At 61.5% G+C, this 13,931-nt stretch carries 8 protein-coding genes; 2 read left to right on the top strand and 6 right to left on the bottom strand.

What is annotated here, in order from left to right; genetic code table 11:
• Positions 1 to 29 precede the first annotated feature (29 nt).
• On the bottom strand, positions 30 to 7,082 hold the full coding sequence (locus CAF74_RS12325) for an NEL-type E3 ubiquitin ligase domain-containing protein (protein WP_176240483.1): 7,053 nt from the start codon (positions 7,080 to 7,082) through the stop codon (positions 30 to 32).
• 178 nt (positions 7,083 to 7,260) lie between these two features.
• Here CAF74_RS12325 and CAF74_RS12320 point away from each other — a divergent pair, with 178 nt between their 5' ends.
• Positions 7,261 to 8,388 carry a sensor histidine kinase gene (locus tag CAF74_RS12320; RefSeq protein ID WP_085746537.1) on the top strand — a complete coding sequence of 376 codons (1,128 nt, stop codon included), beginning with the start codon at positions 7,261 to 7,263 and terminating at the stop codon, positions 8,386 to 8,388.
• Between the two features lie 4 nt (positions 8,389 to 8,392).
• Here the strand turns inward: CAF74_RS12320 and CAF74_RS12315 are convergent, their stop codons facing one another.
• Both CAF74_RS12315 and CAF74_RS12310 read right to left on the bottom strand, forming a co-directional pair.
• Positions 8,393 to 8,698, bottom strand: a complete 306-nt coding sequence (locus CAF74_RS12315) for a chaperone modulator CbpM (RefSeq protein WP_085746536.1) — start codon at positions 8,696 to 8,698, stop codon at positions 8,393 to 8,395.
• A 23-nt stretch (positions 8,699 to 8,721) separates the two neighbouring features.
• Positions 8,722 to 9,672, bottom strand: a complete 951-nt coding sequence (locus tag CAF74_RS12310; protein WP_085746571.1) for a DnaJ C-terminal domain-containing protein — start codon at positions 9,670 to 9,672, stop codon at positions 8,722 to 8,724.
• Between the two features lie 293 nt (positions 9,673 to 9,965).
• On the opposite strand from CAF74_RS12310, the gene CAF74_RS12305 reads away from it, so the two are divergent.
• Entirely contained in the window at positions 9,966 to 11,234 is a 1,269-nt protein-coding gene (locus CAF74_RS12305) for an Hsp70 family protein (RefSeq protein ID WP_085746535.1), read from the top strand.
• Between the two features lie 108 nt (positions 11,235 to 11,342).
• Here the strand turns inward: CAF74_RS12305 and CAF74_RS12300 are convergent, their stop codons facing one another.
• The 3 genes from CAF74_RS12300 to CAF74_RS12290 form a co-directional block, all read right to left on the bottom strand.
• Positions 11,343 to 12,356, bottom strand: coding sequence for an AI-2E family transporter (locus CAF74_RS12300; protein ID WP_085746534.1), 1,014 nt, complete (start codon positions 12,354 to 12,356; stop codon positions 11,343 to 11,345).
• A 347-nt stretch (positions 12,357 to 12,703) separates the two neighbouring features.
• Complete coding sequence (locus tag CAF74_RS12295; RefSeq protein WP_085746533.1) at positions 12,704 to 13,009, bottom strand: PsiF family protein; 306 nt, start codon at positions 13,007 to 13,009, stop codon at positions 12,704 to 12,706.
• A 63-nt stretch (positions 13,010 to 13,072) separates the two neighbouring features.
• On the bottom strand, positions 13,073 to 13,867 hold the full coding sequence (locus CAF74_RS12290; RefSeq protein ID WP_085746532.1) for a helix-turn-helix transcriptional regulator: 795 nt from the start codon (positions 13,865 to 13,867) through the stop codon (positions 13,073 to 13,075).
• Between the last annotated feature and the right edge of the window lie 64 nt (positions 13,868 to 13,931).

The following is a 13,931-nucleotide window of genomic DNA, read 5'->3' as shown; positions in this document are numbered from 1 at the left end:
AGCTTTCGACGATCGGGGCTGGCGGCGCCTCAGCGGGTTGAGGTGTCCATCAGATAACCTGAAGTGCCAGGCTGCTCATCGTCGAGCCCGACCGTCACCGGTTCGCCGGTTTCGAGGTGCGACAGGGCAATCAGTTGCTGGTTGCGCTCGATACCACGCTCGATCTCGAGCGCCTGAACCGCCTCTTGGTATGCCGTGCTGGTCACGCCCTCATATTCGTCCTCAAGTCGTTGCAGCTTTTCATCCGCGCTGCGCTTGAGCGCACCGAGTTCATCCGGGTACTTCTCGGTCAGGTACTGCACCCAGTAATCGCGGCTGATCAGTTCTTCATAGAACCGCTCGCCTTTTTCGGCTTTCACCACCGCCTCACGCGCGGTCACCAGCTCCTCGCCCCTGATCGGCCGGGCAAATCGCATGTGGCTGGGTTGCCCCGGCAGTTGCAGACCGTCCTCCCAGCCTGAAGTCAGACCGATCCGGTATTGCAGTCGCACTTCCGCCGGATCGGCGTGACGGCCCATGCTGCGTGCGGCCAGTTTTTCCACCTCGCCCAGGCGGAACAGCTGCCGCGACAAGTCGAGCAAGGCGCGCCCCTTCGCCGCGAGGCCGGGCTGCAAGTGTCGCAAGGCGTTGTACTCGAAGACCTTGACCTCGATTTCACTGAGCGCCAGGGTGCGGCCATCAACACAGGTGGTGTGGGTGGTCGCCATCGAAAACAGCGTGTCGCGCAGCTCCTGACTGCCATCCGCCGCCTCGACAACTTCCCACACGCGCCGGGTCAGGTCGGCGCGAAATACCCGAAACTCTTCGGTATCCGGCATCCGCGACAACAGATGGAAGAACGCCCCGTTGTCAGGCTCGGCAGCCAACCGCTGCCACATGGCCCGATATCGTGCGGCGTCCTCTTGCGGGATGTTTTCAATCCAGGGCGCGGCTTGTTGTTCGAGGATGCTTTCAGCGAGTGTCGGGACCACTTCATCCGGTTCTGCATCACTCTCTGTACCCGCGCCTTCGTCGTCGCTTTCGGTCGTACTTTCCATGTCATCGATCATCCGGTCGATATCGGCATACGTCATACCCAACACATCGCGACGCCCATGGGCATCGGCGTACTCACGCAGGCGCATCAGGCTTTGCTGCGATATCTCGTAGTTCTCCGACAGATTGCTGCCGGCGAGCAACATGGCATGGTCGCGGTCGTACAACTCGACAGGAATCGACGAGATCTCGTTGTTGCTCAGGTCGATCACTCGCAGACGGGGCGCTTGCAGCACGCCTTCCGGCCATGCCGTGAGCAGGTTGTCACGCAGGTCCAGCCGCTCCAGTCGCTCGAGACGAGTGACGCTGAATGTGCGCAGGCCGTTATGGCTCAGGTCCAGCCACTGCAACTGCGACAGCCCCTCGAGCGCTTGATCCAGCGCTGCGGAATCCGCGAGGCCGGTGAGTGACAGTTCCAGTCGTTCCAGCTGACGCATTTGCCCGACAGGCTCAGGGATTGCCGGCAAGTGGTTGCCGCTGAGGTTGAGCTTTCGCACCTGCGTGAATGCCCTGAGGAAAGCACTGGAGCCATCGGTGGAAAGCTTGACCCCCGCCAGATTCAGGGTGCTCACCGCAGGAAACGCCTCTGACAGTTCGGGCAGATTGCCGACTTGCAGACCGTCGAGGTTCAGCTCTCGATCAGTCACGCCATTCCAGTCAATCGTACCTTCACGCCAGCATTCGATGATCCGCTGCGCCGCAAGTTGGCGGGTGCGCGATGACACGACCCAATCCATGCCGCGGGTTTCATGGGTGAACAGCCAATCGTTCAGACGCCGGGTCAGCGACTCGAATGTCTGCTCCCATGCGTCGATTCGCGCACCGATCTGCACCTCGGTCAACCCGGCGCCCTGCATCCGTACTATCGCCTGCTGCGCCTGCGCGCTGTCGTACTGCGGACGCAAACGCCGGACGCGAGCAGCCCACCCGGCCGCCCCCTCGCCCGTTGCCGTGAGCGGAGGCAGCGGCAGCAACCGCCGGGCGATCACCGAGCCGCTTTCCGCAGGCGGCGTGCGATGGCGCGGTTCTTCCAGGGCAAAGCGCTGAAGCGATCCAGGCATCAGACCTCTGGCCTCTTCGATGCGCTGGCGCGCACTGCCCAGCGACACTTTGGCCTGCTCGGTAAGCGGTGTGCCAACCAGGCTGGTATCAAGCAACAACGCATCACGCGCCAGCAACGCCTCCGGCAGCGCGGTCAACTGACTGTCGCTGAGATCCAGCCAGGTCAGCTCCGGCAGAGACTCCGCACCGACCGGCCATTCGCGCAGGGTCGTCGCGCTGAGGTCCAGTGCCATCAGGCGATTCATTCCGCGCACATCGATGCTGTTCAGCGGGTTGTCATGCAGGTTCAGGGTTTCGAGTGCCGGCAGATCGCTTGAGTCCAGCGGCAGTTCGGTCAAGCCACAATGGCTCAGGTCGAGGTTATCGACCCCGCGAAACGTGCGGATAAAACCGCGCAACTGTTCGACCGGGGCCTGCAACCCGGCCAGATTCAGACTTCTGACATGAGCGAACCCCTCAGGCGACAGGGCCGGCAGACTGTCCACCGGCGAGCCGAGAATATCCAGCACCGAGGCATCATTGGGCAGGCTGACATACAGGTTGTAAAACAGGCTCTCGGTGCGCGCGCCATAACGCTGGAACAACCCGCTGCGCCAGCTGGTCTTCAGCGCCTCGGCCACTGCCGAACGTACTGCACCGCCGTTGAGGACCGTCGGCTCGGAACCGACCCACTCCTGAAGCCGGTTGAGTTCGCTGAACTGCTCGCTCAGGGTTTCGATCGCGGCGAAGCGGCTGCCGATGTCTGGCCATTGCGCCTTGAACCCCGTACTCAGGACATCGAAAAGGCTCGGCTCCATGCCGACAAAACGCTTGAGCTCACCGCGGCAGTAATCCGCGACCATTTCGTCCAGATCGATCAAATGCCGGGGCTGGCTGCGGATAAATTCGTAGATCGGCTTGAACACCCGACGCGGGAATTTCGACCAGTCCAACGACAGGCCGGACAACAGCCGCTGATGGCCTTCATAGATTTCCATCGGCAGGCTATTGATCGCGGTTGATCGCAAATTCAGGCGTTCCAGTCGTGGCAAGTCCAGAACACCGCGCGGCCATTGGTGCATTTGCGGGCTGCCGATTTCGAGCCTGCGCAATTGGCGCATGCCGCCGACGTCGAGCGTCATGGGCACCACCGGGTTCATGCCTCCAGAGGAACAGTGCAGCTCCAGCTCTTCAAGCCGGTTCAGTTCCCGAAGCCGTGTCGCCACTTGCCCGGTAATCGGTGTGGAGAGTTTCAGGCGGGTCATGTGCCGCAGCGTCCTCAACGTCGCGAGCACTTTGTCGAACTCCGCAACACTGGCGGTCAATGTCAGTTTTTCGACATTGGGAAATGCCGCAAGCGTGTCGCCCACGACCGGAACGCGCAACATCAGTTCGCGCACATGGGAAAAGTCCGCCGCCAACGAAGGCAGCGACGCGTCACTGATCAGCGTCAGGCGGGCCGCTTGCGGATCGTGTCCGGCCAACGGTGCGTTGCGCCAACAGTCCTTGATGTTTTGCACCACACTGACGAACTCGTCCCGGGAAGCGCGCAAACGCAAATTCTGCGACATCAACCATTGATCGAGCGTTGTTTCCAGACTCCGCCACTCGCTCAATCGATTATTGAGCAAATGAAAGATCTGCTGGTCATTCTTGCCCAGACGCCATTGTTCAAGGATGAAACCGCGTGCCTGAACATCGGTAAGATCCGGGTAGACATTCTGGACGTGACCGGTCAACGACGGATCCGGCCCCGGCCCATCGCCACTCGCGCGATAGCCAAGCAGTCGGGAGGCAATACGCTGCGGCGGCTTGAACCATGGTTTTTCTGCGGCGCCTGCACGCAGAAGCCAGGCCGACTGACTGCGCTCGGCAAGCGCTCGTTCAGCGATCGCACCTTGCAGCTCGACGCTCTGTCCGACATGCGGCAGCCCCAGCGCCTGCCGTGCCGGATCGGGCAAGGCATGCATCAACGAGCTGAAAAAGTTATCCCCCCTGTGGGGAATGCCATTGAGCGGCTCGCCACGCTCGTTGGCGGCTTGAAAGGCATCGGCGTACTTGACCAGATACTTGTGCGCAGAGGCCGTTTCGCTGCCGATGGCATCCAGCAGCGGGCCGCTGATACTGCCTTCGCGGAGTTCCAGACGCACGTCATCCGACCAGCCCGGCAGCCGGCCCAGCGTCTGCAACGCGAGATGGCGGCTGTCCGGCGAGGCCATGGTCTCACTGCGCAACCCGGCCAGCGCCCGGGCCAGGCGTCCTTGCTGGCCATACCAGCGACCGAGCTCCTGCAAATGCGAAGGGACCTTCGCAGTGCTGTCCAATCGGGCCAGTTCCTCGGCGTTGGACTCGCCCAACGCAGCTGTTGCGGCCCGCCCGGTCAGCCCGGGGACGACTCGTTGCAGCTTTGCCGCCCGGGGATCGACTGGCTCGGTTGCCTTGAGAAGACTGTCGAACAACGCAGGCTGGTGCGCGCCGGCGTAGTCGGCAATCTGCCTGGAGAACTCCTGGGCCCTTGATGCGCGAACGCGCGCGGGCTCGCCACCCAACAGACGCACTGTCTCCGCCTCATCCAGTGCTGCGAGTACCCGGGTCGGTAGCTCACCGTTCAGCACCTCGGCCCGGCTGATCCGGATCGGCACCTTGCCGCCGCGCTTCGTCCCGTAACCGAGTGCACGTCCCGAGAGATCAGGGCTGTCGTAAATCTGCAGCCTGCGCCCGAACGGCCAGCGCGGCATGTCGGGAAGCAGCGGCATCAGATGCATGAAGCGACTGTCGACCACCCGTGTTCCTGCTGCCTGTTCGACGATCGATCCAGCATCGCGCTCGGCGTTGAACAGTTGCATGGCATCGGCCAGTTCCGGCGGCGGCAAGGCGTTGTCCAGGTGCATCTTGCGCAAGGCGTTGTCGCTGACGCCGGCCACATCGGCCATCGTCAATAATTGCTCGTCAGCAAACGGGTCAGTGCTGTGGCCGATACGCCGCAACAACGTCAACCGGTCCCAGTCCTGCGGGCGTTCCAGGGTATGCCGCCATGCACCGGCGCCGTTATGCGTCAGGGGCGGCTGATAGGCCTGCGAATCGCTCGGATGCTGGATGCGCCAGGCTTTGAGCGACTCGTCGTAAGTCTGCTGGTAAGTCTTGCCGTCAAAGCGGATGCAGATTTTTCCTCCCGACTCGTACTGCCCCAGCGCATTCGGTCCAACGTTCGCGTCCAGTGTGACCGGACTCTCGTAGCCACTCAGATCAGGCTTCCACAAGCGGGCCGTGCCGTCGGGCATTTCCACCTGATGCAGGTTCTCGATGACCGGTGTCGATCGGGCGGCGGTCAGCCGGGCGAGCCCTTTGCCGGCACCCGCCATCAAGGCAATCAACGCCAGGTTCTGCGCGACATCGATCAGATGCGCCTTGGCGGTCTTGCGATCACCCTCGCTCCACTCGATGGCGCCTTCAAGGGTTTCTTCGAGCAGTTGCCCGGCCATCACCACCATCATCACTTCACCCAAAACCGGCACGAACATCGAGACGCCCATCAGCACCAGCATGCCGATGTTCAACAATCCGGCGAATTTTTCCGAACGCACTTTGGCATCGACATCCGCCGTCGGCACTGCATGGCTGCGGGCATCGTCCATCATCCGGTCGCGATGCCGGTGATAAAGGTAATCCCACAAGTCAACGTTTTGCGCCCAGATGCCATGGCCTTTGCGCGGCAGGCCGACCGGGTTCAGATAGGGATCGGTGTTCGGCACCTGCTCGATCGACGGCGCAGGCGGCAGTTCGTGAATACCGGTCAGGGCGGCGTTGAATGGATTGACTGCTTTGTAAAACTCATTGAGCAGCGCTTCATAGGGCGCCAGCCTTTGGGCGAGCGTACGGTTCGGCGGGTCGTCAGTGAACTGGCCGAAGTAACGCGAGCGGTCGCCATACGCGACGAACTGGCTGAAAAACCGTTGGTAGCCGTTGGGTTCCGCTGGATGAGCCTGAGTAGCATCGGGTGCGGTGAACCGCCGCTTGAACATCGCGGCCATCTCCCCGCCCCTGTAGCGCTTGAGCGGGTGATAGGGATCGCCCGGGATATACAGAATCGAATCGTCGCTGTAACGGTACTTCTCACAGATCGTGAACATGACGCAGCCAGTCATGCGCCGGCCCATCAGGCTCAGATCGCGAAACCATATCTGCCGATCGCCCTGAACCGGTGCCAGCTCACCGTCGAGGATTGAACGAATCGAGGCGTAGTCTTCACGCCCGATATCACCTTTGACCAATGCCAGTTCGGCAGCCGCACGCAATGCGGTTTTATGGGCGTCGATGAATTTATCGCGCAGCGCGTGCTCGGCCACCGCGTCCCTGGGGTGCAGGAAATCCTTGAGGTAAGCCTGGTATTTCGCCCCGATATCCAGCGAGCGGCACAGGCCGGTGAACTGCTCGACCGTCAGGGAAGTGCTCAACGGCGCAAGGGTGCCGGGTTCCAGGCTTTCACTGCGAAATCCCGATGTTTCATGAAAAGCCCCGCTTTTGCATTCGCGGGCTTCGAAGTTGTGCAGCGCCGCCTGTAGCAGAGGCAGTTTCAATACCTCAAAGTAATCGATGTCGATGGCGAAGATGCCCATCTCCACCGGTTTGTTCAGCACCAGCCAGGTCTTGTCGACGTCCAGCGTCACGTTGAAGCGGTCCTTGAGGGCCCTGGTCAACAACGGCGCGGCGAAGCTGTCGATGTCCTGAAAGGTTGACATGGCGTTGTCCAGGCGGGTCTGGGCGGCGAGGCTGGCGGTCACGGCATCGCCCACGGCTTTGCGTTGATCGCGCGATGCGCGTCTGTACCAGTCCGGTGTGGCGGCATTGGCATTTTTCAGCGCGTCCTGCTGCCGAACCGGTGCGTTGACCAACCAGTCCGGGCTGGCCTTGTGCAGGAAATCGGCGTGCAGACTTTGCGTCGCGAGCGGCCCCGGCGAGGAGGTGACGTTATCGGTTGAAGAGAGGGAGACAGGGATTTCGGGCATGGTTTCACTCCTTGAAATGGAGCGAAAGCAGACCATGGCGAGCCTCAACGGCGGCGGTACATAGGTATCGCGGCACGGCGTCTTGTCAGCGGAGATTTCAGGCCCGAGCGGCACTTTCATTCCCGCCCAAAGGGGCTAATATTCGAACGCCCCGACTTGAATTTCCAGGAACCCGGACATGCGTTTATCCGAATTTATCCGGCAACACGCGGATCACATCGTCGAGGAGTGGGAACAGTTCGCCAGGACCATCACCCCGGCGGCCGAGACCATGGACAGAACGGCGCTGCGCGATCATGCCAGAGAGATTCTGCTGGCCGCCGCCCGCGACATGGACACCGCACAGACCGCCAGCGAGCAGATTGCCAAAGCCAAAGGCGAAGGCCCGGAGAAAACCCCGAGCCTGGACGAGGCCGGCGCCAGCCACGGTGAGTTGCGCCATACAGTGGGCTTCGACCTGGTGCAGATGACGTCCGAGTTCCGTCATTTGCGTGCCTGTGTGATCCGCCTCTGGGTCAACAGTCTGGAATCACCGGACATCGCGTACTTTCAGGACATGATCCGTTTCAACGAAGCCGTTGATGAAGCCCTGGCCGAATCGACGGCCGCCTACGCCGAACAGGTTGCTCATTCACGGGATATCTTTCTCGCCATCCTCGGCCATGACCTGCGCGCACCGTTGCAAGCGGTCAGCATGTCCACCGAGTTGCTGATGCGCAAAACGGCGCTGGAAGGCGATGCGCTGACCTGCGCGCTGAACATCAGACAGGGTGCGCGGCATATGGCGGCGATGGTCAGCGACCTGCTGGAACTGGTGCGCAGCCGCCTGGGCAAGAGCCTGCCGATCGAACCGGCACCGATGGACCTGGCCGACGCGGCGCGCGCGGCCATCGCCGAAGCCTGCGCCGGCAATCCGGAAAGTGATCCGACACTGAAAACCGAGGGTGACACCCGTGGCAACTGGGATGCCGGACGGATCGATCAACTGCTGCAGAATCTGATCGGCAATGCCTTGCAGCATGGGTCTGATCCGCGCGAAGTGATCGTGACGTTGAAGGGAGAAGCCGGGCACGTGCTTCTGACCGTGCACAACTGCGGCAACCCCATTCCCGCAGAAGCCATCGGTACGATTTTCGATCCATTGGTGCGCAGTGCCGACGAAGAACTCGGCCAGCCGTCGACCAGCCTCGGTCTGGGCCTGTTCATTATCAAGGAAGTGGTGACCGCCCACGGCGGGACGATCGAAGTCAGTTCAAGCGAAGCCGACGGAACGCTGTTCAGCGTGACGCTGCCCAGACAGGTTTGAAGCGCTACTCGACCACCAGCCGCGCCAGACGCTGACGGAGCATGCGGTTCTCGGATCGCAACTCCTGCACTTCTTCCAGCAGGTCCAGCGCCAGGGCGACGCCTTCCCATTCCAGGTCAAGGTCGCGCCGCAGCTTGGCGGCGCGTTTGGCCAGGGCCAGTTCGTAGTCGGTGAAGCGCCATTCCCGGGGCTGCGTGCCCTGAGGTTCGAGGATGCCGTGCTCGACGATTTCGATCACGTAGACGTCCGACAGGTCGGCCGCCTCACAGAATTCTGCCATGTCCAGTTGAACGATCAGGGGGCTGCTCATGATGGGCTACTCCGTCGTCAGTATCAGAAGTTCTCTCGCGGATTGAAGGCGGCCTTCTTCGCCAGTTCCTGCCACAGCGCCTTGACGTCATCGCCGTTGGCTTTCGGCATCACGGCCTTGAGCTGGACGAACAGGTAACCGCGCTCGCCGGCCTTGTTCTGCAGGCCGTGGCCCTTGGCGCGCATGCGCTGGCCATTCTGGCTGCCGGCCGGGACCTTGAGGTTGATCTTGCCGGTCAGGGTCGGCACGGCCACTTCGGCGCCCAGCGCCAGCTCCCACGGCGCCAGCGGCAAGGTGATGATCAGGTTTTCGCCTTCGACGTCGAATTTCGGGTGCGGCGCGAAACGGATGGTCAGATACAGATCGCCATTGGCGCCGCCACCAATGCCCGGTGCGCCCTGACCCTTGAGGCGGATGCGCTCGCCGTCGGCCACGCCGGCCGGGATCTTCACGTTCAGGCTCTTGCTGGTGTTGCTGACGTGCTGGCCCGAACCGTTGTATTGCGGCACCTGAAAGCTGATCTTTTTCGATTCGTTCGAAAGCGTCTCTTCCAGAAAGATCGGCAGTTCCAGTTCCACGTCTTGCCCTCGCCGTCCGGCGCTGCGGGATTGCCGGCCAGCGCCACCACCGAAACCGGGGCCGCGATTGCCGAAGATCGAACTGAAGAAGTCCGAGAAGTCACCTGTGTCGCCACCACCGCCGCCAAAGCCGCCACGGCTCTGCCAGCCCGGTGGGCCCTGGAACGGCTGACCGTGCTGGCCGTAACGGCGCAGGTCGTCGTATTCGGCGCGTTTGTCGGCGCTTTTCAGCGCTTCATAGGCTTCCGAGGCGTCCTTGAACTTGGCCTCGGCGTCCTTTTCCTTGCTGACATCGGGGTGGTATTTGCGCGCCAGCTTGCGATAGGCCGCCTTGATTGCCTTGTCGTCAGCCGTCGGCTCCACGCCGAGTATCTTGTAATAGTCTTTGAAGTCCATCGAAGGAATCACCATCCGTTATCGATTTCGCGCCGATCCCAGCATGCGCCTATTCGCGCGTGCCGGGTTGACCGATCTCAAGTTTGTGACCGGGTGGCGCAGCAGAAGTTTATCGGCAGTGGACGGCGGTTCTTGCGACCGCCGGTATTTCTGCCGGCCCATGCCAGCAAGTTTGGGGCAAAGCGCCGAGTTTCAAGCAAGCTTAGTCGTGAAATAGCAGATGACCGGCCTTCGAATCTGTCGCGCACTGACATACACTGCGCGGCCGTTTTTTTGACCGGAACCGAAAGACCATGAAAGACGCCTCTCCAGCCCGTGCCTGCGGCATCGACTTCGGCACGTCCAACTCCACCGTCGGCTGGCTGCGCCCCGGCATGGAAACGATGATCGCGCTGGAAGACGACAAGATCACCCTGCCGTCGGTGGTCTTTTTCAATATCGAAGAGCGCCGTCCGGTTTACGGCCGTCTGGCGCTGCACGAGTACCTGGAAGGCTACGAAGGCCGGCTGATGCGCTCGCTCAAAAGTCTGCTCGGTTCCAAGCTGATCAAGCACGACACCAGCGTTCTCGGCACCGCGATGCCGTTCAAGGACTTGCTCGGGCTGTTCATCGGCCAGCTCAAGAGCCGCGCGGAAACTGCCGCCGGTCGGGAGTTCGAGCAGGTTGTACTGGGCCGCCCGGTGTTCTTCGTCGACGACGATCCGCTGGCCGACCAGGAAGCCGAAGACACCCTGGTGGAAGTGGCGCGCAAACTCGGTTTCAAGGACGTGTCGTTCCAGTACGAGCCGATTGCCGCAGCCTTCGACTACGAGTCGACCATCGAAAAGGAAGAACTGGTGCTGATCGTCGACATCGGCGGCGGTACGTCAGACTTCTCGCTGGTGCGCCTGTCGCCCGAGCGTCGTGGTGTGGATAACCGTCACGACGACATCCTCGCCACCGGCGGCGTGCACATCGGCGGGACCGACTTCGACAAACAATTGAGCCTGCAAGGCCTGATGCCGCTGTTCGGCTACGGCAGCCGCATGAAAAGCGGCGCGTTCATGCCGACCAGTCACCACATGAACCTGGCGACCTGGCATACCATCAACTCGGTGTACTCGCAGAAATCGACCCTGGCCCTGGGCAGCATGCGCTACGACATCGAAGACACCGGCGGCATCGACCGTCTGTTCAAGCTGATCGAACAGCGCGCCGGGCACTGGCTGGCGATGGAAGTGGAAGAAACCAAGATCCACCTGACCCACAACGACAGCCGTCATGTGCCGCTGGATCGCATCGAGTCGGGACTGAGCGTGGAACTGACCCGGGCGTTGTTCGAATCGGCCATCGAGTCGCAGCTCGAGCGCGTGCGCGGCAGCGTCACCCAGTTGCTGGCGGACGCCAATGTGGCGGTGGGTCAGGTTGATACGGTGTTCTTTACCGGTGGCTCGAGCGGCATTCCGGCACTGCGCAACAGCGTCTCGGCGATGCTGCCGAACGCGCGGCATGTGGAAGGCAATATCTTCGGCAGCATCGGCAGCGGCCTGGCGATTGAAGCCATGAAGCGCTACGGCGTTTAACGCCAGCCTCAAGTTGCAAGCTTCAAGCTACAAGTAAAAGCAAAGGCAAGAGCGACCACCGCTCTTGCCTTTTTCTTGCGGCTTGCAGCTCAAAACTCGCAGCTGCTTTTAAACCATCCCGCCCAGCTTCAGCTCACTCTTCAGATACGCGTAATAAATCGGCCCCGCCACTACCCCCGGCAAGCCGAACGCGGCCTCGAACACCAGCATTGCCAGCAGCAACTCCCAGGACTTGGCACTGATCTGCCCGCCGACGATGCGCGCGTTGAGAAAGTATTCGAGCTTGTGGATAAAGATCAGGTACCCAAGCGCCGCAATGGCCACCCAGATCGACAGCGACAGGCCGACGATGGTGATCAGGGTGTTCGACATCAGATTGCCGATCACCGGCAGCAGACCGAGCAGGAACGTCAGCACGATCAGGGTCTTGGTCAGCGGCAGCTTGATCCCGAACAGCGGCAGGATCACCGCCAGGAAGATCCCGGTGAAGAAGGTGTTGAGCAGGGAAATCTTGATCTGTGCGAAGACGATGTTGCGAAACGCCTGAACCAGCAAGTGCAGACGGTCGAACAGTGCGGCCGCCAACGGCTTGCGCTTGGTGACGTCCGGCACGCGCTGCAAGGCGATGATCGCGCCCAGCACCATGCCGATCAGCAGCGTCACGAACATGTGCGCCGCGTCCTTGCCCACCAGTTGCAGGTCGGACAGGTGTTTGCTCGCCCATTCACCGATGGCCACACGGAACTCGGCGGCACTGGCCGGCAGGTAGCTGTCGAGAAACGGCGGCAGTTGCCCGCGCGCGCGGTCGACCACGCCCATGAATTTATCGAGGGAAGCGCCGGGGTTTTCCGCCTCGTGCAACAGGAAACTGATGGCCCCGGCAAAGATCAACGCCAGCACACTCACTACCAGCGTGCCCAGCAGCGCCACCGCCAGCCACCGCGCACGGCGACCTTCGATCAGCCGTTGCAGTTGCGGGGTGAGCATGTTGACCAGTTCGAACACCAGCAACCCGGCCAGCAGGCTGGGCAGCAGACGCAATGGCAACACCAGCAACAGACCGCCGAAAATGATGATGCAACTGACCCAGAACACTACATGACGCTCAGAAAACGTTGGCATACAGCCTCAAAACGAACGGCGTAAAAGGATTGGCAGTCTGCCAGCGATCCTTGGGGAGCACTAGGGATATGCGGTGTTTGTAGGTTTGGGGCTCGGCTTGAGAACCACCCCTCACCCTAGCCCTCCCGAAACGTCGGACCGCCCGTAGGGAGAGGGCACTGATTGCGGGATGCTCGGGTGATCCGGCGACCTGAAAGCTCTGTATCGAATCCATAATCGACCGGATGTTTCAGGTCGAAGAATGCCTGGAAACAACGCGGTCAGTCCCCTCTCCCTCTGGGAGAGGGTTAGGGTGAGGGCCTGGATCCCAAGCCGGACACATCTGCCAGTCACCACTCAAACCCGCTTTATTTTTTCTTCAGGCAATCACTCATGAAGGTCTTGCGCGCATCACCCGTCAGCGCCTTGGTGGCCGCATCGGCGTTGCAGGTTTTCATTTTCTGTTGCTGCGGGGTCAGGGCCTTGGCGTCGTTTGCTGCCGGGGTTGCCTTGAGGCAGGTGCTCATGAAGGCTTTGCGCTCATCGCCCTTGAGGCTCTTGGCCGTGGCGTCGGCGTTGCAGGTGGTCATTTTGTTCTGTTGCGCCGTGGCGGCGAAACCCTGGGAGCACAGCAGCAGACCGATCATTAACAAAGGGACACGCAGCATCTTCATGGAGTTTTCTCCTTGGCGCCGCCTCGATGGAGGCGGCCTCCGGCTGAGTGTAGTCAAAGCTTGTTACACCTTCCTGCCCTCAAGATGGCTGCGCCGGTATTGTTCGGGGGTACATCCGGCCTGCCGGGCAAACATGGCGATGAAGGCCGAGCCGCTGCTGTAGCCGAGATCAAAAGCGATTTCCTGCACGCTGCGCGCCGACTCCAGCGCCTCAATGGCCGCGAGATAGCGCAGCCGCTGGCGCCATTCGCCAAAACTCATCCCCAATTCCCGCACGAATTGCCGGGCCAGAGTGCGCTCGCTGACATGCACCTGCGCCGCCCAGTGCGCCAGCGGCTGATTGTTGCCGGGCTCGGCCTGCAGGGTTTCGAGAATGGTCAGCAAACCGGGGCTGCTGGCGTAAGGCAAATAGCATTGGTGAACCGGCGCCTGGCGCAATTGATCCACCAGCACCTGGGCCAGGCGCTGGTCGGCTTCGAACGCCGGGATCTTCACATCACGGGCGGCAAAGTCCTTGAGGATCGCCTTGAGAATGTCGCTGATCGCCAGAGTGCAGGCCTGCGTCGGCAAATCGGAACAGACATCCGGCGCCAGACACACAGCCCGATAGTTGACCGGCTGATGACTGTAGAAACTGTGCTCGACCTGCGGCGGCACCCACACCGCGTATTGCGGCGGCGACATGAAGCGGCTGCCGTCGACATCCATGTGCAGCACGCCGTGGGCCGCGTACTCCAGCGTGCCCCACGGATGGCGGTGCGGCGCGGCGTATTCGTGGGCGTTGAAGTCGGCATAGCGGAAATACACCGCCGACGGCAGTTCGCTGAAATCCAGCAGATCGATGTGTTTACTGTTCATGCTGTCCGGAATCAGGGGCGGGTTGTCCGGTTCGCAGTATAGGCCTGCATCCAGACAGGGGATA

Origin of the sequence: Pseudomonas sp. R45(2017), assembly GCF_002112305.1 — a bacterium.
Classification (GTDB): domain Bacteria; phylum Pseudomonadota; class Gammaproteobacteria; order Pseudomonadales; family Pseudomonadaceae; genus Aquipseudomonas; species Aquipseudomonas paraglycinae.
This window is presented reverse-complemented; position numbering and strand designations above follow the sequence as displayed.

Coding starts and splice junctions, on each gene's coding strand:
- CAF74_RS12325 (WP_176240483.1), bottom strand. CDS start 7,082: ATGCCCGAAATCCCTGTCTCCCTCTCTTCAACCGATAACGTCACCTCC.
- CAF74_RS12320 (WP_085746537.1), top strand. CDS start 7,261: ATGCGTTTATCCGAATTTATCCGGCAACACGCGGATCACATCGTCGAG.
- CAF74_RS12295 (WP_085746533.1), bottom strand. CDS start 13,009: ATGAAGATGCTGCGTGTCCCTTTGTTAATGATCGGTCTGCTGCTGTGC.
- CAF74_RS12310 (WP_085746571.1), bottom strand. CDS start 9,672: ATGGACTTCAAAGACTATTACAAGATACTCGGCGTGGAGCCGACGGCT.
- CAF74_RS12305 (WP_085746535.1), top strand. CDS start 9,966: ATGAAAGACGCCTCTCCAGCCCGTGCCTGCGGCATCGACTTCGGCACG.
- CAF74_RS12315 (WP_085746536.1), bottom strand. CDS start 8,698: ATGAGCAGCCCCCTGATCGTTCAACTGGACATGGCAGAATTCTGTGAG.
- CAF74_RS12290 (WP_085746532.1), bottom strand. CDS start 13,867: ATGAACAGTAAACACATCGATCTGCTGGATTTCAGCGAACTGCCGTCG.
- CAF74_RS12300 (WP_085746534.1), bottom strand. CDS start 12,356: ATGCCAACGTTTTCTGAGCGTCATGTAGTGTTCTGGGTCAGTTGCATC.